Source organism: Metabacillus sp. FJAT-52054, assembly GCF_037201815.1.
Lineage (GTDB): Bacteria > Bacillota > Bacilli > Bacillales > Bacillaceae > Metabacillus_B > Metabacillus_B sediminis.
Genome location: NZ_CP147407.1, coordinates 3,728,179 through 3,752,824 on the forward strand (window position 1 = coordinate 3,728,179; position 24,646 = coordinate 3,752,824).

The window sequence follows — 24,646 nt, forward strand, 5'->3', positions numbered from 1 at the left end:
CACCACACCGAATAGATCGGTACTTAATTTAAATGATTACCTTAAATATTCAGCTTCCCAATACTCCTGTTTCTCGACCGGACTAGTCTTAGAAATATCTTTGTAGTCATAATTAATTTTCATATTTCCATTACTCTCTAAAATTAAAGTAAGGTTTGTCCAAGGTACTTGGTTTTGCAATTTATGCTCTTCTTGTAATTCAGAAAAATATTTGTAAAGTGGTCTTTCTTGTTGATCAAATTCCGTTTCACTTATGCCAAAAATCTCAGAAAGATCGTTACTATAAATTGGTTTTTCTCCTGGAGCAGGGTAATAATAGTAAAATACTTTTTTATAGCCCTCTCTAACTTCAGCATATAGGTAAAGTTTGAACCACTTTTCAGGGATTATATCCACTAAGGCATTTGCAATTCCTAGATAAATTTTTTCCATTACTCTCGTTTCCATTGGATGCCCTCTTTTCTATAAGGCTGGATTCGCAATTTTGTTCAAAGAATTATTCAAGCCAGATTTTCAATTGCCTCTCTATAGCTATCTTCTAAATAAAATTCGAACGATTCGTACCTAATTATCTCCTCTTTGCTAAACTCATCCCATCTAATCACTTCATTTCCCTTAATGTGTAAATAATATATAAACTCATCTATGTATTCAATCACTATGTATTCCCTTGATAGACCGAGCTTCCTATATTTTTCTGTGTTTTTCACTACCGAGGCATGATCCTCATTTTCAATTCCAAGCACTTCAACCCCGCAAATACCTCCTGAACCATATTTTCTAATAAACTCTCTATATTCAATAGGAAAATTACAGTTTAATTTCTGTTCAGCATTACATATAGACATTTCAGAGATTCCACCCGTAAAATCACCTTTTTCTTGATATGCATGAATCATTGCTTTAATTTTTTCATTCATACTTTCACCTCATAGGCCTGGTGGCTGCTACCCATCTCATTTTTCAACCGAATCAATTTTAAAGTTTTATGAAATCTGAACTGGTGTCAATGGAATAACATCACAGTGATCCATGGAGAATTTCTTTAAAAGATCAAGAGCTGTTTTCGTAACTACTAATTCACCTTTTGCTGACAAACAAAAATGATGTCCTGACCAATTTTTATAGGTTTGACCTTCTACATCTATTGTTCCAAGCGGGATCCATCTATAGAAGGCCGGGATCGCTATATCCGGCTGCCGTTCTTTGAATTCGTCTGAGGCTGTAATTAAGCAGGGTTCTATTTTGCAGTCTTTTAAATGGCTATTCCTTAATGCTTCTTCCAGCCTGCTGGATATGATAAAGGCAGGCGTCGCCTCTGCTAGATCATCTCCAAGCCAGCCTTGGAATTCATAATGCAAAAACTGAATCTTTCCGGAGATTCCCTCTCTTTTCACGTTTTCTGCTGATCCATAAACCGTTTGTTCACCGTGGTTGCCGGATACTTCAGGCTCAAGAAAATATAACTCAACCATTTCATTAGTCATTGCTATTCATACTTTCACCTCATACAGTCTCATGTAAACTTGCTCGTAAAGGGCATAAATCATAAAAAAACTGCTGATTAACAGCAGTCTTTAAGAATATTCTAATTTAACTCCAAAGTTTCTCCTATAACCCCTAGCTTTTCGACTAGCTTTTTAGCTTTCCCGTAAGGGTATCCATCAACTAGAGTATAAGGAACATTTTTTGACCCCTTTAACAATTCGGCTGAAGAGATATCAATTCCTAAAACAGTCTTAATTTTTATTAAGTCTTTTATTCCATTAGCAGGAACAGTTTTCAATATAATTTTGCATTCATCTGTTGATGTTGCTTGCAAAGTCTCGCTTTTACAGCCAGTTTTAATCCACTCTTTAAAGTCTGCCGAAATTTCATTGCCATGAACCGGATCCATAGTGCCGGAATCAACTCTTATTACTCGATTGTCTTCCCTAATTTGCTTCATGAGGAATACATTTCCTCCGCCGTCGTCTCCTATAGCTACATATCCCTTTGCATACTCATCTACTTCCCAAGTTTCATTTCGTTCTTCAATGTCCTCAGTACCGTAAATTGCAATACCTCCACCTATTGAGAAACCGTTTGTTTGCTTTAAAAATTGTCTATATTCATCAGGGAGCTGACCAGACATTGATTGTTCTATTTTCTGTATTTCGGATTCACTGCCTGGTGAGTTGAGTATTAGATTAGGAATGTTTGAGAGATCAATCATTTCGTGAAACCTCCTAGGTCATCAAAATATTTATATGCGTCCCTTGTGACTTTTCTTGCAGTTTTTTCAGCAACTCCAGCTTCTATCATTTCTTTATAACTTATGTTAAATTCGCTTCTAATATCAGTTTCAAATCCCATTACTTTTCTTCTTTGTCTTTGGAGAGCAGAAATTTTCGCATGAGGAAAACCTGAACTAGATGGCAAAAGAACAGCTGGAGCTTTCTTTTCGTTATATTCAATCCCTTCTTTTATAGCCCATCTTTTAGCCCATTCATTTTGAATAGGATGGTGAGACTGTACTCTTTTGTCGGCAGCAATATTCTTATGTCCTGGTGCCCTATTTACACCAGGGCTTAAATAACCATGTTCATCTATATCTTTTGCAAAATATCCTCCTGGCCTTTTTGCGAATCCTCTTTGTTCTATTCTTTCCAGAGGACTCTTAAGTGCTTCAGCCTTAACCAATAAAATCTCTTTTATTTTGTGGTCATTAAAAACATTAGTAGGAATTTTTCCGGGTATACCTACAAAAGCGGGTGATGTACCGTAATTAATATTAAAGTTCTCAGTAAAATTCACAGCAGCTTTGCTAACTTTATTCACTCCTGTTTTAGCTGCAATTTTAGCAACATTCCCCACCTTCGCAGCCGCACCACTCTTCGCCGCAGCCCCAAATCCCTTCGTTCCCACAACCGAGGTCCCCACAGTTCCCAATGCATAGCTGATCCAGCGGGATCTGGAGTTGGCGTCTCCGTTGATGACGTCGCGGGTCCAGGATTCTTCGATGGCTTTGGACATGATGCTGTATGTGTCGACTGGGTGGATGATGGAATTGCCCATAGCCCCGAAGGTTTCCTGGGGTTTGGTGACCATGTCTTTGATGCCGACTACGAAGTCTTTGCCCGCGAGGTAGAAGCCGTCTTTTATTCCGTCTGCTATTTCGCGGTCCCGCTTGTAGCTTTCATATCGTTTTACGTTGCTCATCTGTTCGTCGGTCAGGTTTTTGTATCCTATTTGTTTGGCAATTTCGAGATATTCGTCTTGGGAAAGTTTATAGACATCGAGTTTGCTTTTTAATTCCTTGATTTCTCTCGCTTTAAATTCTTTGTTTTTCGCTTCTACGAAGACTAATGCATTCCGGTCAGCCTGAGCGATGTCTTTATATACATTTCCGCTCCTGAATGCAGCGGCATCGAATCCCATTGGATTTACGCCTTTTGCGCCTTTAGTGGCTCCAGTCAGCTGGGTGTAGAAGTTTTTGATGAGCACCTGATTCATTTCAGAGACTGCATAATCGTCTGTGAGAGAAATATCTACTTTATGCATATCTTCAGTGGTCTCAACGGAATTTTTGGAGGCTTTATGTATGTTTACTTCAAATGATTTGGAAGAGAATACCTCCAATGAAAGGATGTCGTTGATGCCTGACAAGATTCGGGTAAGGTCTTCTTTTTGCGCTTCAACCATTTGCCTTGATTTTTCAATCGAGTTTCGCAGCTCTCCCTCCAGGAATTCCTCTCGAATGAAGGTTTTTTGAGCGAGACTGGAGTCCTCCATTTTCCCTTCGATGCTCCCAATAAAAGCGAGCTGCATAGTAATAAAATCCAACCATTTTCCAACGAGGACCGTGTGCTCCTGGTAGAAGCTTTTAATTGCTTCGGCTCCATTCCCCTGGAATTCTTCATCCTGGATAATGGCCGTGTACTTTTCATTAAGAGACTGCAGCTGCACGGCAAGGTTTTTATATTGTTCCGCACGTTCGTTCATTGTCGTCAGCAAGGCTTCTGAATCATATACGTTCGGCATGAATCACGCTTACCTTTCCTCATTTATTTTAGCGGGCCCATTGGCAAATGGGTAATCGACTCATCCTGTTCCCGGAGGTAATCGATGTTCGCCCTCGTATCCTCAATGTTCTTTTGAACCGCCCTCTTGTATTCTTCAATCATGTTATGAATCTCATTCTCACGCTTGATCCACTCCGCAGTTAAGCGAAGTTTGTTTTCTCCGAGCAATTCTGTAGAGGGAAGCGGAAGATTGAGCTGCTCAAGCGTCTGGCTTATTTGATTAAGCTGATCCACGACATCCGCATGCTTCAGTTTAATAAGGGTTTCCACTCATCCGCACCTGCCTTCCATTTTCTATCTTTATCTACATTAAATTCTATCATTTTTTTCCAATTTACCCAATTGGAAGAAAGTCCTTATTTGGTGAGAGATACGACAAAATATAGTCTTATATAACCAATATGCTTCGATTCATTCTCGTAATCTGTATGATTTTCAACCCACTAATGAAGCGGTAAGATAGCGTGTCTTTTTAAGTTCGCTAGGAATATAAGAGGATAGGGGATGCAATGAAGGTGGAGGTGGATGGACGGAAAAGTAGATAAACGTCAAAAAGCGTCGAGAACCCTCCCGACGCTTCTTTATAAGAAACTTTTACTCTATTTCAAGGCAATCAAAATATACTGCTGAAGCTCCTCAGCTAGAAGATGATAGCCCTTTTGTGCAGCCTCATCCCAAGTGTGAACTTCACTTGGAATTTCTTTCTTTTGAATAAAATCAAAGAACTGAATTTCCTCTCTTAATTGAACAAGAATCTCATCATCACTGTTTTGAGCATCGATAAAATCCTGTACTGTTAACTTTTCATAGAGAAACATTAGTCTTCCGTCTGCATCATAATTCCAATCACTTAGCCATTTTCCAAACCGGTACTCCTCTTTAACGGTTTCAAATTTTAATTCCATATAAGGAATCAATTTTTCATAGACCTTATCTTGTAAGGAGTATTCTTTATGTAAGCTGCGCAGGTTGTCCATCGTTTCTTGGTTTGTATTGTTTTTTATGTTGAATAAGTGTTTGAGAAAGGACATGATATCCCCCTTTAATGTTTTGGCGATGGTTTTATTTTAATGATAAATGCTAATAGGACGATTAAAATCTGGAACTGAGCCCAGAACAAAACCATCATGAACCACCGATAATCTTGCCACATTTGTACATTGACTAAAAACAGAATAATTATTCCAAGAAGAACAAGACTGCTGTTTCTTAAGAAAGGAAGAGCCCCAAACTTCGCCTCGTTTTTTTGGTCTCCGGCTGAGGTTAATAACGACTTGATATCCGACTGGACCATGTTCAAATAGCCCGTTACAGAAGAACTCAAAAACAAAACATCCGACTTATCCGTTTCAATCAGCCATAATGTGTTACCTGAAGGAATAAAGGCAGTTCCATACAGATTATGCTGCATGTCAGTTGTTTTACTCAAGGCAACAGAATTAATCTGCCTCTCGTTCCTTAAAAAGTCTTTTAGAAATAATTGGTTCGTCTCAGATAAATGAGGATCACGCATCATATCAAGGTACTCTTGTTCAGGCATGAGGTGAATGCCATTGTAATAGGCTGTACTGACTTTTACATTAACCTTTAAATCATTGATTTCAGAGCTTTCATCCAGCTTAAAAAAATTGCTTAGTTCCTTTATTATATTCACATTTGTTTGTTTGAACGAATAAGAATAATAACCATGTTGAACAGTTTCGCAAAGCCACTTTTTATTTCTGAATGAATTGAAAAATAACCGTTGAGAGAAGTTTGGCTGTTCCATTTTCATTCTATAAGTATAGGTATTGATTTGTTCCAAATAATCTCTTAATTCCCTATACCTTTCTCCAAAGTAAGAGCTGTCTGTTTCTTTTTTAATCTGTTTCAGTTTTTGAGCACTTATTTCATTTTCTTCAGCATAGCTTTTGAACAAATTATGTAATTTTAAAAGATGACAAACTTTTAGAATTTCTTCAGCAGAATAGGTGCTTATTTTCTCCAAAAGAACTCCTCCTTTCCTCTTTATTCACTAAACATGTATAACCCGCTTGCTAAAAATAGCTGCCACAAAAGCAGAAGGTAAAAAAGAATATGTAAGGGAAGCCTTATAAATAAGGGAAGCCTGTATAGTACATTGGTTGTATAATAATTCAAACCAGAAAAAGCAACAGCTAAAAATTCAAATAGATAGTTTGAAACTGTCCGTTTATTTTCAAATACATTCGTTTCATAAAGCCGCAAAATAGGCTTAGGAATGATAATTGAAAATAATGCAAAAATAGAGTTAATAAATAAGAGAAGCAATAGGATTGAACTTGGATAAGGAATGCCGTTACTGCCCATTAGGAGACTGACTAGCGTTAAAAACACCAGCCCGATTCCATATCCGTACGCCCTTTCTTTCACCATAAGAACCTCCTGAACTTACCGCTTAAAATATTGATTCAAAGCATCCATTATCACGCTCATAAACTCTTTCACAGAGATTGGCAGTACATATATTTTATCTTCTTCGACTTTATTATAATCTAACCACCATACATATCCATTCTCTATTAAATAAAACATGACAGAAGTCACGTTCAGTTCTTTTTGTGCAAAGTTTGAATCGAGGAAGGACAGGTTGTTAAATTCATAATGGTTTCTCTTGAAGTCTTCTAAAAAACGTTTTAGAGAATCCGGGACTTTGGATTGAAGAATTTGCTCGTGGGCTTCTTCATTAATAGTATGGAGCTGATTGAAAATTTCTTCAGTTAACAGCAGTTGTTCTAGCTTAGGATCTGCACTACTCGCATTAATATGAAGAAATTCCTTCATTTCAGATTCTATATCACTTTCTATAGAAGACAGGCGAAAATGATGGATGCCATCACTAATATATTGAGCAACCACGTCAGACTTGCTTGCCTGATGAAGAAAAAGTACTTCTTGTCCGCTTACAAAACGAACTTTCTTTTTTGAATGAGCGATTAAGGTAATAAGATTTTCAAGTCCCTCAGGAACAGAAGAATCTCTTTCTGGATCCCAAAATCCTTTTATCTTTAACGAAGCTTCAATATTTTGAGCATAATCGCCCAATAAGTCTTGATTCATCAGTACTTCCTTACTATTGAATACATCTGTAGCCATATCTTCAAAGCCGCATAAGGCCAAAACGGCAGCTAGTTCATCGGTCGTCAAAGAAATACTTTTTTCCATAAGTAGCATATACTCATCCCCTTATCTAAACAATCCTGATACCATATGCTGAAGGTCTTTACCTACATTATCCATTTTTTCGCTTATTTCTTTTCCTTTTTCCTCAACCCACTTTCCGGCTTTTCCGCCAGCTTCTTTTACTTTGTCTTCTAATGCGATTGAAGAGACAATGCCAATCCCTGCACCGACCGCTCCTCCGATGACGGTTCCGGGCCCAGGACAGATCATTGTCCCTATAAACGCCCCTCCGGCAGTTAAACCCGCTACCCCTGCATCCATTCCAAGTCCGGCTGCAAATCTACCGTTCACTTCCGCCTTTGATTTATATTTGTTCTCATCACTTGCGAATTCACCTGCGTTGGTTGCTACAGAAACAGCTAGACCAACATAAGGTACCCTCTTTAATACACTTTTCCAGCTGGAAACCTTTACTTGTGACAACGTCTTGCCTATATCAATTGGGAACCTCCCATATTGAGCGGCCTTTGCTTCATCAAAAACGATGAACGGATGCGACTCCTTAAGAATCGTTAAAAAGTTTTTGGTAGTAGTATTAGGATGAAGGCCAATAATCTTTTTGAGTACTTTTGCAGGTGCACTTCCAAATTGATCAAAATATTTGCTAATAAAATTAACCGGAACCTTTTCACCTTTTTTTAACGCTTTGTAAATGATTGAGGCGAGCCTTGAATCATACTTTCCCCTTGAGTTCTGCTTCCAGGCTTCAGCAGCTTTAATCGCATATTTCCCATTGCCTTTCTCTTCGAAAACGAGCCTTCCTGAGGATAGAATCACGGCTGCCAGAGCCCCTCTTGTGGCATCTTTTATACCGACAAGCTTACTGGCTTTATCCAGGTAATCAGCTAATTTTCCTAAGAAAGTATTATCACCCTGCTCAATCGACAACTCCAATGCTGAATCCAAAAGCTCAGCAAGTTTATCATTTTCATCAAAGTACTTCTCAATCTTGTTCAATGTAGATTCTCTTAAAAAAACCCCGTCATTGCTCCATTCTTTAACCTGTGAAACAAGCCTCGCTATTTCACTCAAATCATTGTTTACATCTTTTATACTCTTGCTTGCTTTCTCATCCGTTTGATGAAGTTGATCAACTGTATCCTTCGTGTGTTTCTCTGCATTTGAAATGAAATTTTCCAGGATATCAAAGGATAGGGGAGGTGGGCTTACCAGATCATTAACGCTGCCAAGTTCCTTGTTGATCGAAGCGGTGATTGATTTAGCGGCAGACTCAAAGGAAGATAAACCGTTTTTTATCTCATGCACGAGAAAATCTTCCTGGATATATCCATTATGTGATTCAAATTCAGAAATCATCTCCATCACTTTATCCAGTTCATTTGTATAGGTGTCTAAAAATTGGTTAATCAGCATAATTACAGGAAGGTGAACTTCCCGGAAGTTTGTTTTAATGGCATTTCCGCCTTGGCCTGAAAGGGCATCATCACTTAAAAAAACGACTTCGTTTAAGGCGTTCCGAACGTCCAGTACTCGTTTTTTCTCCTCTTTTTTTCTCGATAAGGAGTGATTCATAGTGGTTAAAACCTCTGACACATCAATGACTTTCATCTAAAAACACCTTCCTGAAATTAATTCAACTGCTGTACTCCATGGTTTTGGCTAATTGGCGTTCTTTTTCCGCATAATCAGTGATTTTTTGACTGGCGTCCCGTGAAATCTTGAGCAGCATTTCTTGATAGCTTTGCATCAGCTCGTAATAAGCTTGCTCTGTCTGTTCAATTTCCGTTTTGAGCTGAAGCCTTGAGTGGGAAAATGATAGCTCTTGTTTGTCTGTTTGAAGGTTTTGCACGGTGGTACTCAGCTTTCGCAGCGCTTCCTTAACTTCACTTTCAATAAGTTTTATTTCCATAGGTCACCTCTATCAACTTTCTTCTTTTATGTTGCTTATTTGAACATTCAAGATTGAAATGCTGTGTTGAAGGGCATTCATTTGGTCTTGGTAATAGTCTATTTTGCTTTCAATCTCATTTAGAATCTCGTTTGTATCTGTACTGGAAAGTTCATTATATTCACCAGCCATTTTTTCCCGGAACTCCTGAAATTGATCAGCGCGTTTGCCGTTCCATATCTGGGTTGAAAGTTCAGGCTGATTTAACTGCTTTTTATTCTGAATAAAATCACGTTGATCCTCAGATATATTATTGGAAGCAGATTGCAGCCGCTTAACTTTGTCTCCATAATCTCTAATTTGCTCATATAATTGCTCTACTTGGCCTGTAAGCTGAAGGTGAAGCGCTGAAGCATTCATTTTGTTCTCCTCCTTATTCTTGTGGAAAACCTATGTATTTTTACCCATAAACAGGTTTAAAGAAACCTAATAAATACATAATAAACCAATAAAATCCATTCTATTCGAGTTAAAAGTATACGAGAAGTTGGGAAGTGCTAATTTGCAGAAAAATGTATACGGTATTTACGAGAGTTATCGTTATTGTAGGTAATTTATATTAAAAAAGTGTTGTTACACAATTTATTCAAAAGATTTATTAAACGCAATTCGGTGAAGAGCCGTTGATTGGGTGGATGATGGAGTTGCAGCTTAATCCATCCACAGTATAGCGAAGTTTGTTTTCTCCGAGCCTTTCTGTGGAGGGAAGCGGAATGTTGAGCTGCAGGGTTCTCCTCTCATCCGTACCTGTCGTCAATTTTCTATCATTACCTACAATAAATCCTATCATTATTTTCCAGTCTGCCCAATTGGCAGAAAGTCCTTATTTATTAACCTCAGCTTCAAAAAATAGTCTTGATGACCGAAATACTCTCCCTCCACCTCTACAAAACACATGCTCTATTACCCAATTAACATGAATAAAAATATAGTAAATGTTGAAGAGGCTAGTATGATTGAATAATATTTATGGAATTCACTAATAAACGGAATGAACATCATCTAAATTTTCGTTAAAAAAAGAAGATCTTATTGAATTTTCATTTATGAAATGCACACAGCTTAAATAAAATGTGCTGATGGAATTTCCAAAATTCAATCCACAGCTTCCATCCACCAGCAACCTACACAAAAAGAGCCTGGCACTATAAGCCCAGGCTCTTTTTTCTTCACTTTTTCACTACTTTAATTGTTACTTTTTTTGTATTCTTGGCCCGGTCTGTGGCTACAACGTCAAAAGTAGTTCCGGCTTTTTGCTTTTTGATGGCAATTTTGTAATTTCCTTTGCTGTCGACTTTTCCTTTTCCGACTACTTTGTCTCCTCTTTTAAGCTCGATTCGGCTTCCGGCTTCCGTTTTTCCGGATATGACTGTATGCGTTGAGCGGACTTTATTGACAGTCAGTCGGGGAGGGGTTTTGTCTGATACTACTGCAGATGCAGGATCACTTACGTTCCCGCTCTCATCCATCGCAAAGACTTCAACCCGGCTGCCTGCTTTGATCGGACGGATTGAGACCTTGAACTTGCCGGAGGCCGCGGCATAGTCGGATGCGTAATATTTCCCGTTCACGTATACGCCGACAGCGGAATATGGCTCTGCAAGTCCGGTTATCGCTTTATCATTATCATCCACTTTGTTCATCCGCGGACGGTCCGGCGGAGTTTGATCTGCATTGACTTCCAGATAATCCGCTGCCACCGCATAGGCTCCGCCGTCGTTTGCATTGTTGTAGTCAAAAGCATGGATGAAATACTCACCGGCAGGAAGATCAAAGACAAATTCAATGACTCCCGTTTCGCGGTCTTCATCCATATAGGCCGGGTAGATCGGCTCTTCGTTCCCGTCAGTCAGGACCAGCACTGCGTCCGTCCCGCTCACCCCATTGTAGCCGGATGTGATGCCGACCCAAATGGCCCCTGAACGGGGAACGGTAATTTTCCATGCGTCGATATCAAGATTGGAAAATGTACCTACCCCGTAATAGCCAAGCGGCAATCCGTTTGCATTGTGCGTGTAATCATTCGGCTCCCTCTCGAGGATTTGGTCACTCTCATCCAAGGCAGATCGCTTCAGCTTTTTGTCTAACGACCTGGAGATCTCCTTATGTATGACGGAGGTGCTGTTCCTGTAGTTCGTCTTGTACTCTTGTTTCAAGTTCACAATAAAAGCTGATTTGCTTTCACCGGCTGCCTGAGCTGAGCCCGGCAGCAGAAGAGAGGCTGCTAGTATTGAGGCAGCGGCCCATTTACCAAAGTTTGTCATCCGCATCCGATTCATCCTCCAATGCTTTATTTTTCGTCTACGGATTACTTATATTAGGTTTTGGAGGAAATAGTACCTAAATATGAACAAAACTAAAGTCCCGAAACCTCTAACTACTAGCTTTCCAGCAAGTGCAAACAAAAATCCAAATCTGCTTTTAAATGCTCTTTAATAAATTATTTCTTGTTGATTTGACTTTCTCCCACATAAACGGTGCCGGTTTTTGGATATACAAGGAATACTTTAACCTAACTATCGGCAGAACGTTTATGGTCACCATCACTTCCTTTATCGGATTTGCCGGGATGCTGATCATTAATCTGTTTATTTAAGAGATTGATAGAATTTTTTCCAGGGCTGCTGATCAGGCAGCCTTGGATAATTCCACTCACTCGAACAGTTCCAACCAGAATTTGATAAAAGACTACCCCAAAAAATCCGTTAAATCCTTATACATCGCTTCATTGGGATAAAAATAAGCGCCCTTGCCATCTCCAACCAGCAGGGAACTCATCCACTTGCTCATTTCTACCTGAACAATGGCATCCATATCGAGGTAGTCTTCACCGAAATAAACCATTTCACACGATTTATTTAACCTCGCCACCAGCTTTCGATCCTTCGTTTTGGCAAAAGTAAGCTCGGATAATGTGCTCAAATATTCTTTGATGATCTCTTCATCAATGAATTCTGATTGAAACACTTCGCGAATTGCGTCTCGGATTAAGGGAGTGAATCTCTTTTTATCCCGGGCCTTCAATCCATAAAGAACAATGCAGTAACGATTTTTGTCATTCACGAGGATCAGAAACTTATGCCTGCCAACCTTCAGCATGTTGGCGTGCCAGCATAGTAAAGGATCTGCTTCCTCCACCTGTTCAACAGGTGTTACTTTTAGTTCATCGAGAAGTTTTTTCGTACATTGTATAAGCATGAGGTGGCTCCTTTGTGTATTGAGATTGGGTGGGGCTTTGTATGATCGTAACATGAAACATATGATGGAAACAGAAGATCATCTAACCCCTCTTTACTCAAATCGCCACTATGTATTGTTTCTTTTACGAGGCCATGGAACAAACTCTCCTTTCAGGCACCGGAACAGAAGCTTCTCGCCATCAATCTCCCATTCTATCCCTTTTGATTCGAGCCTCTTGCCCACCGCAGCGGATAACTCTTTTCCATAGGATTTCTTCCAGTATTTATCTCCATTAGATTCACGATCTGCAGCAAACTCTTCTCTCGTTTGAAAGCCTGCCTTTAGAGCGATTTCGTCTAATTCATGTCCTATAGTGTGACACACCCCGCTCGAATATGGTTTGGTTGGTTCCACACATCTCGAGTCCTGAGCATTGGTGTAAAAACCGGAAACTCCGTCCTCTATATCCGGTAAAACCATATACCTAACGGTGATTTCTTTTCGGTTCTTTCCTTTAAATACGTGCTTAAATATACCTGCTTACTTCCTTCCATATCCCAGCTGATGCAAGTGGTGTGAATTTTGCCATAATATTTCTTAAAATCTTAGAAAAGGATGGGTCTACACCTTTAATGATGCCGAGCAGTTTTTTTTTGGAAATTTCAATGACATACTCATTAAAATCATGCATGATTCCTCTCGCATTGCTATAAAGCAGTACTATATCATTCTTCTAAGAAGCACGAGAACCGTCCCGGTGCATACTTCCGGAAAGTTTCGATGTATACCAGTTCCAATTCAGGAATCTCAATTTTGGGATGGCTGGATCAAAAGGAATATAAAGCGTCCACACCTTCAGCTTCTTTGCGGCCAGAATCGCAGCAATCATCCCTTCAACTGGTCAGCATGATTAATATAAATTTTTTGTCGTTTCATTAATGGATATCTTAAAAGAGGCAGTCAATAACTTATATAAGAATGGGATTAAAAGAAAGGACAGTGCTGAAGGTCGAAAGATGAGTAGTATTTGTGGATGAAACCAGATGGGTATTCGAAGAATTTAATGAAAGGCTTAGAAATGAAAGGATGGGACAATATCCATATATGCAGTTGATAAAGGAGGCATGAGACGTGAGTCATTCATTATTGATTTATCATATTAATTAAAACATAACAAAATTAATTATGAGCTTTTATTCTCTTATTGTAAAAGATTTCCGAATTAACTTGCAGCATTAAGCCACTTATTATACTTTATGGCTTTCTTATCCTAATTAGGCCGCCCAAAAGTTTTGCACTGGTGGCTCTCTGCATGTAAAAAAACACCAGAACCGTCATAATGCTTAAGGTTAGCAGTCACACAGCATACCAATGTGTATGTAACTATCATTTACTATGAAACTTTGAAAATGCAGTCAAAACTTTGTTTAAGTCTACTGGGTGCATGGTTCCTACGTAAACAGGCTTGGAAGTCATGGAAAGCGAAGTGGGGTTATTGATTTGTGCATAAGACATATATTTAAGCCCCGCATTTTGCCAGTATGTGATAGGAACCCGGTGCGGAAAATTTTGATTGGGACTACTTTTAGTTATTTTTACTGCTACAGCCAAAGCTTTATTATCACGGAAACCTAAAATAAGCGCAGGGCGAAATTTGCCGCCTTGCGCTGGAGGATCAAAAGGAAACGATATATAATATATATCACCGATCTGCATTTAATCTTCCAGCCATTTTCTGTGTACTGGATTATTCGGATTGTAATTTTGAACTACACCGTTTTCTCCAATAATAAGGGGCTCTTGATTAGAAACAATTGAATCGAAATCAATGGAAGCAGACAGCTTTTGATTATAGACATTGAGATTGTTACGAGCTCGTCTCAAAGCGGTAGCGCTAAGCCTGACACGTCGTGGGACCTGGCTTTTCCGTTGAGTTACTGACATTCTAAAAAACCTCCCTTTTTTCACATACTCACCACCTTCATGGTAGTATATGCAATGTCTAACAAATATAATTGTGTAAACTAATATAGCGAATTAGATATAGGATTGTCAACCTTTAAAAAAGGGGAGAATTACTCCTTTTTGTAAGCGTTCACCTATTGACTTGCAATACTTTCTCCTCACCCCAATTGCCCACAGAATCGCCAGGAATTTCTTTGAGCATACTGGCTACCACAATCCAAATGATGAACAATGCCTAGTGTTGGCGATTCAATTGGCATGAAGCACAGCGACGGTTCTCACGCTTCCTCCCACCTCAAGCCTTAAAAATCAAATTCGGAGAAATCCCCAATATCCTCGCAGCCTGCCTTTGAGATAAACCAGTAATGGTTTTAACTTTTCTCAACACGGTATTTCTCTGTTCCCTGGGCAGACTCTTGATATGCGGTATTTCCAGATTCCCAAGACATTTTCTAATTTCCGCTCTTGCCTCATCATCGGATAACCGTTTTCTGCTTTCATCATGATCTTCTAAGCACTGGTCGTTATTTTAGGAAGCATAGTAACGGTTCTCACGCTTCCTTCCACCTCAAGCCTTGAACACCAAATTCGGAGAAATCCCCAATATCCTCGCAGCTTGCCTCTGAGACAACCCGCTGATTGCTTTAATTTTTCTCAACACTTTATTTCTTTGTTCCTTGGGGAGACTCTTCACATACAGTATTTCCAAGTTCCCAATACATTTTCTGATTCCTACCCTTGCCTCATCATCGGATAACTTTATTCTGCGAATCGTCACTATCTTCTAAGCATTGATCGTTATTTTTGCGATCATTAAATTCTTTAAATCTAATCCTGGCAATCAATAGATCTGGAGAGAACATATTTAATAGAAAATGAGGATCAAGAAGGTCCGGAGGATAAACAAATTGACCATAATAGCCAAGACAGCTACTCCATTTCCATTCAGCGGGGAGGGGAACAATTCTTGCTTTAACGGAATTTTGATGGATGTATCTTGTTGCGGTGAGGAGGTAGTTATTAATAGTTTCACTTTTGAATCGGTCCTGAAAGAGATGACCGGTCGTTCTGTATTTCCAGTTATAGTACTTGGCGTAGCTGATGCCTAATCGTTTCATCACGAGTGAAATTTCGTGGAAAATTCCTTACTTTTATTACCCTGTAAAATGGAAAAAGAAGCACGAGAACCGTCCCGATGCTTCCATTAAAATTTCCGCATCCGTTCGAGCGTTTGCCTCATTAACAAGTATTTGACTGTCTTTGAACATGATGTATCCGTCCCCGCCATTGAATACGTAGTTTAACATGGCTGTTGTATGTTTTTTGCATATCAATCGGTTCATTGTTGACCAGAATGTTTTCCACTCTGGATCCTACTGGTTTAGCAGGGTTATAGGAATAGGTCATGCCTGAGACTTGCATAAATCCTCCCCCCAGACTTTCAACTCTTGATACTCTGTTCTCAAGTGCAGCTTTAATGGTTTCTCCTTTTACATCAGCCAGGATCACTTTGTTTTGAAAAGGAAGAATGGCGTAAGCATCATGCAGTGTAAATTCGCCGGCAGGAATGCTGGTCCGGATTCCGCCGCTGTTCATCATGCCGAAGTCCCCGTTGTAAAAGGAGCGGTAGCTGTCGGCTACAAAATTGCCAATATTCGTTTCCTGAAATCTTGTTTCATGGTTATCTCCATAAATGAGTTGAGTATTGCATCAGTAAAGAGCCACCTGGGCGGACTTTTGAGCACCTAATGCGGATAATAGAGCCTCTAAATGCAACGGGAAGAGCCAGTTTTTCATGTGGAATATAAACAGCCATCGAAAACAGCTGCTTCGATGGCTGTAATTAATACAGAAATTGTTCATCAGCTATCCAGCTATTCAATGAAGTTGGTTTATATAATAATTTATAATCGAGTTACACGATCTGGATTTTTCTGTACCAACTTCTCATTAATAGTAGCCACAGAGCGATTTATACTCATAGTAGAAAACCCCTCTTCAAATATTAATGAGGCGACTTCATAATTAGATTTCCTATAAGTAATCACTAAGAAATCCTTCTCTACCACTGTATTTTCTCTTCCTCCGTTAGTAGCACTAATAGCTCCAACAACAGCTCCAGCTCCTCCAAAAGCGAGACCACCAATTAAGGATCGTCCAATTAAGCTCTTCTTCTTCCTATAAGTGTTTAATATTTCCTTATTGGTCATTTTATGCGCACCAATTAATTGGCTATTTTCTATTACAAATTTCCCATTATCATGTATAATGCATATCATCATTTTATGCATTATTAAATAACATTGGCTGTGCAAAGGCAACGGTAGTCCATCAATTAGCTTTACCTTATCAAAATCATGAACATCATCTACGTGTACTCCAATTGTTTTACAATGTTTTTCAAGTTCATTAATTTTTCTTTTAGAATAAAGAATAAAAAGAAGAAAGAGCACTATTCCTATCACGATTATAGTCATTACGTACCTCCATGCGTGAATAAACACCTAAAAACAATTTAAATATAAACGAATCTAATTACCTAGAAATAATATATGAAAAAGAAAGGTTTCGATAGAAACTCCCTGTGCTACTCTAATATTTACTATTCTTATCAATTTTGTCTCAACAAACTTTCCCATTGTAACTATAGAAGCATCTAGGAATTGAATCTCACTATATTAAATTATCAAAAGAGGGCTGGAAACGAGTTGCTTGAGGTATAACCTGCGCATTTTTTCTCCAGCTCTTTAATTCTACCTAGCAGTCTTCCAATTTACTTACTTCAAGTTGTTAAATGGACTTCCATCGGGGTTACTCCTGTTGTACCCGCCACCCAAATCTAAGGTATGGTCAACAGCCGTGTTTCCGTCACCGTCTCGGAAATACCCTTTTACATATGTACCATCACTTCTAGAATAGCCATCAACATGGTGGGGCGACACAAAATGAAGGTTGTTTAAATCTAATGTTAGAGGTTTAAAGTGATGTTTATAAGCATGTTTCAATGGATCCTGATAGTCTAAAAAATCAATCGAACTATCGTACGTGCCAGGTAACGTGTGGTTGTCAAAATTATAATTATCGCTGTTATCTTGTCCAAAGTCATGATCAAATGAATCAGATAGTGTCTGCAAATAATGTTCACTCATGTACTTTATCTCCTTCTAAAATTTCATTTTTAATTAATTCATCCATCTTGTCCAGTCTGTCATGAAAAATCTGAATGGCTGAAGCTTCTTTTTGTTTGCTATTGATTTCATTTTTCAGAATGGTTTCGTAAGATAAAAGAAGACGTGAGAATTCCTCCATTGACGACTCTTTAATTTGGCTTATTGTACGGTGTACATAGTTATGAGCCTGTCCTTCAAAGTTATCAACCAGTTGGGTGATTTGACGGCGAGCGGCAGTCATTAATTCTGGTTTGATGTTTTCAAGCTGTTTTTCTGCAAGTTTTTGAGACAGAAGCGGAAGACCCGCCATACCGACTATCGGTAAAAAGAACGGACCACCTAGCAAAATAGCTAATGTCCCGGCTCCGCCTAGAACGAGTCCTGCTTTTACATTAGCGTTACCCGTTTGGGCATTCAGTATCGGAATTGACTCTGCAAAATGGAGACTTGATCCTTTAACGCCCTGAATATCTACACTTTGATTGAACGCAGATGATAACCCTTTAACCACTTCGGTTTGTGTTCTCCGCAAAAGTTCATGAATATAGTCACTATATTGATTAACCCATACATTAAAATGAGATTTTACAGCAATCGGAATTTGAGATTCAACTAAATTTTTGATGTCTGCACCATGATAGAGCCTAATCCGATTCTCAATATCTTCTTGTATAGAGCTGCCGAAATGCTGAATGGATTTCCGCACCATATATTTAATTTCATTTTCACGATCGATTATATAAGTCTGCAGCTGACCTTTCCAAATATCACGATTGGATAACCAATTTGTAATTGATCCTACTTGAGTTTGAAGATACTCAAGTGATTGGCCAGATAATCCCCTGGCAGTTTCAATTTCATTTATAATTGTTTCAGCACTCGCTTTTAACCTCCATTGAAAACGTTCGAGCTTTTCAATGCTGCGTGTACCACTTTCAATACGTTTTACAATTTCCGCCTCAATTTCAGGCACTCCCGAATATCGAAGCAGTTTTTCATCCCCATTTAACTTTCCTTCCAGGGCTTCACGAGCTGACATCGGGAACAGCTCAATCCTCTCCCCTTCTAAGAGTGTCTGGATTCTCCGCTCAATATAGTCAATCGTGTCATCCAGTTCCTCATCATCAATCCTATCCATAAAATTAGCAGCAAAGATAATTTTGTCATGTCCATTTTTCAATAAAAATTCCTGAATAAACGTTTTCTCAGTCTGCTTTATGGCCGCATCCATTGAAGTCATGTAGATAATGACGTCTGCTCTTGGAAGAAATTGAAACGTGATATCAGAACGCTGTTGATTTATATCATTTACTCCGGGAGTGTCAATAAGCACTACTTTATTTTTCAGCAAAGCGGCATCCGTAAATAACTTTAAATACTTGATTTCTTCTATATTAAAGTCTGCAGAAGCCGTATACCCATTCAATTGTTCTGAAGTAAGTTCCTTATTTTCAATTTGTCCATCTATTTTCAAAACTTGCAATGCCGACTTTTCAGAATGGAAAACCGCATTTATAGTCGCTGTAGTAGGGGTCACATCCCTTGGCATAAGGTCCTTACCCAGCAAAGCATTTACGAAAGTAGACTTACCATGCTTAAATTCCCCGATGACCATAATCGTGTAGTAATCTTGTTCCAAATCCTCACCAAGTTCTTCAAGCACTTTCAATTGGGAACTTTCTAGTAATGACCCAGTTATACTCTCTTTAAGTTTCTCTACCTTTTGTATAAGCAAATCCTTCTCGAGTGTATAATTCAACTCACCGCACCAGCCTTCTCTTTTTGAGTGTTCAAGAGGTCCTGATTCAGGCTGCCGAGATTGCTTTTTATCTGGTTTAATACAGATTCTTTCTGATTCAGGAATTCAATCTCGAGCTCTAAATCTTTTTCTTCAAGCATTGAGTTTTCTATAAGCTTGTTCAATTGTCCTTCAACCTGCTGTACGTTCTCATTAACAATTTTTTGATACTTCTTATATATTGAATTGACCATGCCTTCCCACTCACCTTTAAACTGGAGCCGGCGCTGAGATTCTGTAGACTCCATCTGAGAAGACAGTTTACGGCGGAATTTCGTCTGTTTATTTTCACCTGTTAACCAGGACCAGGTACTCCCAATCAAAAATGAAGCTATATTCAACGCCGCTGTGGCCACATACCCTGCACCAATGGTAAGTTTACCGATAAAACTAGTACTGTTACCCCAGGCATGATCTAGTTCATTAAAAATATCATCGAATATAGAATAATTACTTTCCTTTTCTAACATGAACTCTACCGACACCATTTCATTTGAAAGCTCACCAAAAGAACCAAGATTAAGAAGATCCCCTTCCAGCCTGAACCATTCATTGTTCAACTGCTTACTCATTTCTTGTATTACTGACTTGGCTGTATTAGACATTTTCATTTTCTTCTCTTCGTGGAGGTTCCTCTGCATTGGAGCTATAGCTTTTTCTATCTTTCCTGTGATTTCTTCAATATCTAAGTATTGATTTTTGTCAAAAGTGTCCAAAGCCTTCAAAGTGATTCTGTTCAACTCTTCTTCATACCATTTATTGAATTTAGATTCTTCCTTATTTAATTCAATTACAATTTTTTTTAACGCCTCTTTACCAGTTATCCTGACTTTTTCAAGACGCGGACGAAATGTTTGGACCTTACTATGGAGACCGTCAATTTTTTGGTTTAAAGACCTATATTCAAAATCAATCCGTTTTTCAAGCACATAAGTAATAAGTTTATCCGTTCTCTGCAGAATCTTTTGTAGCTTGGCTGCCCCTCTTTCAAATTGAAGGAAGTCACTCAATGCAGATTCCAGCTCTAAGAATCCTGATTCTTCAATTGGTTTGGAATGAATAGGCTTGCCGCGTTTTGAAACAAGTACTTCCCCATTGGCTACACGCCGGGCATTTAAAGCATCCTTCGCTGCGACCATATAAATTTTCGGCTCAACAAGAGTATCCTTCAAATTTTTATAAGCATAATTGTAAACCTTCTCTATTTCTTCAGAAGAACTCAAAAGATCCTTTTGATTTACAACGATGAAAATCTTCTGAATGTCACTTTCAAGAATCCTATCCTTTAAGAAACTCATTTCAGATTCTGACAAAATTTTGATAGCTGATAGCAGGAGTATGGCTACATCCGATTGAGGGATAATACCATTAGTCAGTTGCTCACGTGCCGGATCAAGGTCATTTGTACCAGGAGTGTCAATAATTTTCACATGATCTTTGCAAAAAGATAATGGCTGGCCAATTTCTGCATATTCAATGCTCTTGAAAAGTTCAATCTGCTGCTCATATGCCTTTTGAGATTGAATATCTCCTAGAATAGGATCCTTTGCTGCTACAAGCTGCTTAAAAGCTTCTTCGTTAATTTCTTCTGACGGTTTATTGTAGAAGTGAAGCTTAATATAGGGCTCTTCACTATAGGTTATCGTGTTCAGCAACGTGGTCGTGGGTTTGGCCGATGAAGGGAGGAGTTTTTTTCCCAATAGAGCGTTGATAAACGTTGACTTTCCTCGCGAAAATTCACCCACTACTACGACTTGAAATTGTTCCTGTAAAACCTGATTCCTGGCTTCTTGAAGCTTTTCCAGATCCGAACTATTTCCCATATCTTTCAGGACCGCTTGCAGCTTGTTAAGCTGAACGAGCAGCTGCTCTTTCTTATCAGTATAATAATCTAATGAAAAACTCATCTTGCCAGCTCCCTAATACTCTGTTTTTTCAAGTATCTTCACAATCGGTTCTTCCGAAATCCGCAAATCTCCGTTATTTAATATCCGTACTTTATAATTAGCTTGAATTCGTTTTTGTTCTTTTGCCCCATCCTCATAAGCATATTCATCTACCAAAAGCACGGTAGCAATATAATGATTTTCGTCAGCCTCTATAACAGATTCAATACTCAATTCAAGGTTATTCATTTTTAATCCCTTGCTGTTTGCATTATTGATGTAGGCTTTTGCACTCTCATAGGCAGGAGTCCCATTATCATAAAAATTCTCAAGATTACTAAATCCGTAGCCATTAAAAGCTTCTTCATGCGAGTTGTAATAAATAGTAATAAAATCATAGACTTGCTGAATTGTTACAAGCTGAACTGTAGGGACTTTTACGACCTCTTTTGTAGCATCTTTTGTGGTAATCTTCTCTATGAAAAGCCGCTTTTCTGGTAAAACTTTAATAAAGTATTCCTTTTTCCGTTCATTATTTGTTTTTTCCCCTATTGGATCCGTTAAAGCAAAGCTTTCAGTCGTCGTAACTTGATATTTATTAGTCTCTACTTTTTCTATATGTTCCACTTGGAATCCGAGCTCCTCAAAGATAAAATTTTCTCCTGATATGGATTCGATATATGTATAAATATCTTTGGAGGCGGATCCTTCTTGGTCAAAGAAATCATCAACATAATCTGTATTAACCTCATTTAATGCCTGCAAGTATGAGCTTCTAAAATCGTTCAGAAAACTTTCAATCTCTCCATCTTCCACGAGAATTTCCATTACTGTTTTACTGGCAAGTTTGTAAGAGAAGTTCTCAACAATTAGGTTATCAATAGTCAAATCTTCAGTATAAGAGTTAATCATTAAAGTGTAATTGGCTTGATATACTCTTTGTACATCTGATTTCTGATAGCTCTCATCAACTATTACTTCAATTTGAGTTTCTGACACATACTCAATATTGGTGATAACAGATTCAAACGTTGTTTCTTTAGATACTTGGCTATAGTAGTAGGAATACTGCTCCCATCCTTCTTTACTAAAGAGATGTTCATGACTTAATAGATCATATCCAAGCTGCTCATACATTGAATCAATAAAGCGTTCAACCTGATCTCTAGGCAATCTGCTCTCTAGTGTCTGTTCTCCTTCAATATATTGAGATTCAGCTGCGTCGGTTACTAATGATGTATCTGAATTATCTGAATAGCTATCCATCTCTTCCAGACTAGCAGTCTCTTCAACATTACCTTCATCGCTATCATTGGGATAGGACTCATGCCTATTGATGTAAGAACTGCCTATAAGCAATGCTAAAATCATGAATCCTATTGAGGGGAAAAGCCATTTATTTCGTGCTGTAATTAAAGAATTTAATTCTGCTTCAACGTTATGATTTAAAGGAGCAGGCAATACACCCAGTTCACCTGATAAAAGTTCTGTCGGGGTTAGATTAGGAATGTTCAAAATAGGGTTGCTATGCAGTTCCTTTGAAAACATTTTAATTTCTCTCCACTGTGAAAAAAACTCTTCATCAGGCAATTCATCACTTATTTGATGAATGCTATGAAGCAAATATGACACTTCATTAAAGGATAGGGACTGATTATTAGTTGAGTTATTGCTTATTAGCTTTTGAGCAACATTAATATTGAAAGTATGCATCCAATTTGTGAAGGACTCTATTTGATTAACATCCTGCTTTGGGAATCTAATAAAAGTTTTCGTTTTTTCAATTTCATTATTCCAAATGCTGACCCTTTTATTTATAGTCTCCACACTGAAACTGAAATCATTCCCTATAGAATCTATTACACTTTGCTGGATTTCTTTTATGGTTTTAGTTATCTCTTTAAAAGATTGATTTAATTCCTTATGCTTCTCATTCAATTTCTCTCTTGTATGATTGTAAAACTCGAGTTTTCTCTCATGCTTTGCGAGTTTCCCTTTCTTCCTAAGGAAAGATGAACTGCAAATATCCTTCCAATCCTGTTCGAGAACGGTTCTCTCCCTATTTAAATTCTCAAGCTCTGTATAATACCTTTTGCGAGTTTCATTAAAAGTGAAGTATTTATGAAGGAGTAAGTTCTCCCATTCTGATATAAGAGTATGGTTTAACAAGACTCCGCTTTGAGAAATGTTTTTGTCTAGCTTTTCTTTAACATCCGAAAGAAACTTAGTAAAGCCATTCGCTGTATAATTAGGTGTACGCAAAATCTGATTCCATTCATCAATCTCGATCTGGTTTACTTTTCTTTGTTCATCTAGACTATGTTTCAAATCAAGTAGTTCCGGCCATTTTCTGGTAACAATGTTGACAATGTTTTTACTTTTAAGATTTTTTAAAGGCAAGGATATTTTTCTTTCCAAAGAAGTCTGATTTAAGTGGCGCAGAGGAGAGATCAACCTGCTATAAGCCCGCTCCTGCTTTCTCCATACATCTTCCTTTATGTTTTCTATAATATGTTCAATATCTTGCCAATTGCTCCATTCTAACATTTGGGAGTTTCGAGTCATTTTACCTTCAAGTGCATCCTTAGCAGAAACTCCAAACCATTTTCGAATGTAGGGTCCAAGGCGAGGTTGGTGAAAAGAGATTAATTCTCCAAGTTCATCCTCTTCATCATCCAATTCATCAATTCGGTTAATAATACCAAAAGGTTTAATGCCTACTTCATTAAATTTTTCCAACCATCTTTTTTCTGTGGCTGTTCCTACATACATAGCATGGAACAAGAAAAATGCGTGATCCGTTCTTTCTAAAAAACGCTCGGTCGCATTAGTATGAAATTCATTGTTTGCATTAAGGCCAGGAGTGTCAATAACCGTAATGTGATTGAGGATTGTATTAGGAAGTTGAATTTCAACATATGAAAGCTGCTTTCGAATGTCTTCAAATTCGCCTATACGTTCGGCCGTTAACTGCTCGAACCATTCACTGTTGAAAGAGGCAGAATGGCCATCCTGGAAATGAGCAATCACCTTTCTCTCCTGACCATAAGTCAGTTTAGTCACCATAGCTGTTTCGGGGGTAACATCAGAACTCAGGACTTTGGCACCAAGCATAGCATTTATAAATGTTGACTTTCCTGCATTAAATTCGCCCGCAACCATAATTGTCAATTTTTCATCTATATCCTGCCGTAATTCTTTAATCTGCTTATTAATTGAAAGATATGTTTCATCCTCTGAACATAGGCTAATCAAATGATCAAGCCCCTCTTTAAACGACTGTGTCCAACTCAAAATTCTGTCGCCCTCTCTTTTTACCAACTTAAGCTATGAATATTATACCAGAAAAAACTTAATTATTTTACTTTTTTACCCATAATAAAGGTATTTAGTATGATATTTTGGAGGGTTATTGGAGAGTGCGGTAAAATCCCTTCCTTTATGGAGTATTGATGAACGTATCGTGTAGCGGT

Annotated in this window: 27 protein-coding genes; 1 reads left to right on the plus strand and 26 read right to left on the minus strand. The window is 38.3% G+C overall.

Annotation, left to right across the window (positions count from 1 at the left end; translation table 11 throughout):
• Nucleotides 1-36: 36 nt before the first annotated feature.
• The 14 genes from WCV65_RS19265 to WCV65_RS19330 form a co-directional block, all read right to left on the minus strand.
• Complete coding sequence (locus WCV65_RS19265) at nt 37-447, minus strand: immunity protein YezG family protein (protein ID WP_338778761.1); 411 nt, start codon at nt 445-447, stop codon at nt 37-39.
• Nucleotides 448-500: 53 nt separating this feature from the next.
• Complete coding sequence (locus WCV65_RS19270) at nt 501-920, minus strand: SMI1/KNR4 family protein (RefSeq protein ID WP_338778763.1); 420 nt, start codon at nt 918-920, stop codon at nt 501-503.
• Between the two features lie 66 nt (nt 921-986).
• Entirely contained in the window at nt 987-1,487 is a 501-nt protein-coding gene (locus WCV65_RS19275) for a hypothetical protein (RefSeq protein WP_338778766.1), read from the minus strand.
• A 101-nt stretch (nt 1,488-1,588) separates the two neighbouring features.
• The gene (locus tag WCV65_RS19280) at nt 1,589-2,215 is read right to left on the minus strand and encodes an SMI1/KNR4 family protein (protein WP_338778768.1); all 627 of its coding nucleotides are present in this window, start codon (nt 2,213-2,215) and stop codon (nt 1,589-1,591) included.
• On the minus strand, nt 2,212-4,023 hold the full coding sequence (locus tag WCV65_RS19285; protein WP_338778770.1) for a T7SS effector LXG polymorphic toxin: 1,812 nt from the start codon (nt 4,021-4,023) through the stop codon (nt 2,212-2,214). The genes WCV65_RS19280 and WCV65_RS19285 overlap by 4 nt, the downstream gene beginning before the upstream one ends.
• 23 nt (nt 4,024-4,046) lie before the next feature.
• Nucleotides 4,047-4,334 carry a DUF5344 family protein gene (locus WCV65_RS19290; RefSeq protein WP_338778772.1) on the minus strand — a complete coding sequence of 96 codons (288 nt, stop codon included), beginning with the start codon at nt 4,332-4,334 and terminating at the stop codon, nt 4,047-4,049.
• Nucleotides 4,335-4,663: 329 nt separating this feature from the next.
• The gene (locus tag WCV65_RS19295) at nt 4,664-5,095 is read right to left on the minus strand and encodes a hypothetical protein (protein ID WP_338778774.1); all 432 of its coding nucleotides are present in this window, start codon (nt 5,093-5,095) and stop codon (nt 4,664-4,666) included.
• Between the two features lie 11 nt (nt 5,096-5,106).
• On the minus strand, nt 5,107-6,051 hold the full coding sequence (locus tag WCV65_RS19300; RefSeq protein WP_338778775.1) for a hypothetical protein: 945 nt from the start codon (nt 6,049-6,051) through the stop codon (nt 5,107-5,109).
• 20 nt (nt 6,052-6,071) lie between these two features.
• Nucleotides 6,072-6,458 carry a hypothetical protein gene (locus WCV65_RS19305; RefSeq protein WP_338778776.1) on the minus strand — a complete coding sequence of 129 codons (387 nt, stop codon included), beginning with the start codon at nt 6,456-6,458 and terminating at the stop codon, nt 6,072-6,074.
• Nucleotides 6,459-6,473: 15 nt separating this feature from the next.
• A complete protein-coding gene (locus WCV65_RS19310) occupies nt 6,474-7,256 on the minus strand; it encodes a hypothetical protein (RefSeq protein ID WP_338778777.1) in 783 nt (260 codons plus the stop codon).
• A 12-nt stretch (nt 7,257-7,268) separates the two neighbouring features.
• Nucleotides 7,269-8,834 (minus strand): T7SS effector LXG polymorphic toxin, encoded by a 1,566-nt coding sequence (locus WCV65_RS19315; RefSeq protein ID WP_338778778.1) that lies wholly within the window; start codon nt 8,832-8,834, stop codon nt 7,269-7,271.
• A 25-nt stretch (nt 8,835-8,859) separates the two neighbouring features.
• Nucleotides 8,860-9,135, minus strand: a complete 276-nt coding sequence (locus WCV65_RS19320; RefSeq protein WP_338778779.1) for a DUF5344 family protein — start codon at nt 9,133-9,135, stop codon at nt 8,860-8,862.
• A gap of 12 nt (nt 9,136-9,147) precedes the next feature.
• Nucleotides 9,148-9,534 carry a DUF5082 family protein gene (locus tag WCV65_RS19325; protein WP_338778780.1) on the minus strand — a complete coding sequence of 129 codons (387 nt, stop codon included), beginning with the start codon at nt 9,532-9,534 and terminating at the stop codon, nt 9,148-9,150.
• A gap of 809 nt (nt 9,535-10,343) precedes the next feature.
• Complete coding sequence (locus WCV65_RS19330) at nt 10,344-11,444, minus strand: Ig-like domain-containing protein (RefSeq protein ID WP_338778781.1); 1,101 nt, start codon at nt 11,442-11,444, stop codon at nt 10,344-10,346.
• 155 nt (nt 11,445-11,599) lie between these two features.
• Here WCV65_RS19330 and WCV65_RS19335 point away from each other — a divergent pair, with 155 nt between their 5' ends.
• Nucleotides 11,600-11,770 (plus strand): hypothetical protein, encoded by a 171-nt coding sequence (locus WCV65_RS19335; protein ID WP_338778782.1) that lies wholly within the window; start codon nt 11,600-11,602, stop codon nt 11,768-11,770.
• A 92-nt stretch (nt 11,771-11,862) separates the two neighbouring features.
• Here WCV65_RS19335 and WCV65_RS19340 read toward each other — a convergent pair whose 3' ends face one another.
• From WCV65_RS19340 to WCV65_RS19395, 12 genes are all read right to left on the minus strand, one after another.
• Nucleotides 11,863-12,372 carry a hypothetical protein gene (locus tag WCV65_RS19340; protein ID WP_338778783.1) on the minus strand — a complete coding sequence of 170 codons (510 nt, stop codon included), beginning with the start codon at nt 12,370-12,372 and terminating at the stop codon, nt 11,863-11,865.
• 108 nt (nt 12,373-12,480) lie between these two features.
• Nucleotides 12,481-12,768 carry a hypothetical protein gene (locus WCV65_RS19345; RefSeq protein ID WP_338778784.1) on the minus strand — a complete coding sequence of 96 codons (288 nt, stop codon included), beginning with the start codon at nt 12,766-12,768 and terminating at the stop codon, nt 12,481-12,483.
• A gap of 112 nt (nt 12,769-12,880) precedes the next feature.
• A complete protein-coding gene (locus WCV65_RS19350; protein WP_338778785.1) occupies nt 12,881-13,045 on the minus strand; it encodes a hypothetical protein in 165 nt (54 codons plus the stop codon).
• A 695-nt stretch (nt 13,046-13,740) separates the two neighbouring features.
• Nucleotides 13,741-14,070, minus strand: a complete 330-nt coding sequence (locus tag WCV65_RS19355) for a type II toxin-antitoxin system PemK/MazF family toxin (RefSeq protein ID WP_338778786.1) — start codon at nt 14,068-14,070, stop codon at nt 13,741-13,743.
• Nucleotides 14,071-14,298, minus strand: a complete 228-nt coding sequence (locus WCV65_RS19360; protein ID WP_338778787.1) for a hypothetical protein — start codon at nt 14,296-14,298, stop codon at nt 14,071-14,073. It lies immediately after the preceding gene.
• 767 nt (nt 14,299-15,065) lie between these two features.
• Nucleotides 15,066-15,440, minus strand: coding sequence for a hypothetical protein (locus WCV65_RS19365; RefSeq protein WP_338778788.1), 375 nt, complete (start codon nt 15,438-15,440; stop codon nt 15,066-15,068).
• A gap of 118 nt (nt 15,441-15,558) precedes the next feature.
• A complete protein-coding gene (locus WCV65_RS19370) occupies nt 15,559-16,014 on the minus strand; it encodes a 5'-nucleotidase (RefSeq protein WP_338782368.1) in 456 nt (151 codons plus the stop codon).
• A 209-nt stretch (nt 16,015-16,223) separates the two neighbouring features.
• On the minus strand, nt 16,224-16,796 hold the full coding sequence (locus tag WCV65_RS19375) for a hypothetical protein (RefSeq protein ID WP_338778789.1): 573 nt from the start codon (nt 16,794-16,796) through the stop codon (nt 16,224-16,226).
• A 300-nt stretch (nt 16,797-17,096) separates the two neighbouring features.
• Entirely contained in the window at nt 17,097-17,468 is a 372-nt protein-coding gene (locus tag WCV65_RS19380) for a hypothetical protein (RefSeq protein WP_338778790.1), read from the minus strand.
• Nucleotides 17,461-19,152, minus strand: coding sequence for a dynamin family protein (locus WCV65_RS19385; protein WP_338782370.1), 1,692 nt, complete (start codon nt 19,150-19,152; stop codon nt 17,461-17,463). Before WCV65_RS19385 ends, WCV65_RS19380 begins: the two co-directional genes overlap by 8 nt.
• Nucleotides 19,153-19,244: 92 nt before the next feature.
• Nucleotides 19,245-21,194, minus strand: coding sequence for a dynamin family protein (locus tag WCV65_RS19390; protein ID WP_338778791.1), 1,950 nt, complete (start codon nt 21,192-21,194; stop codon nt 19,245-19,247).
• 12 nt (nt 21,195-21,206) lie between these two features.
• Nucleotides 21,207-24,467 carry a dynamin family protein gene (locus WCV65_RS19395; protein WP_338778792.1) on the minus strand — a complete coding sequence of 1,087 codons (3,261 nt, stop codon included), beginning with the start codon at nt 24,465-24,467 and terminating at the stop codon, nt 21,207-21,209.
• Nucleotides 24,468-24,646 lie beyond the last annotated feature (179 nt).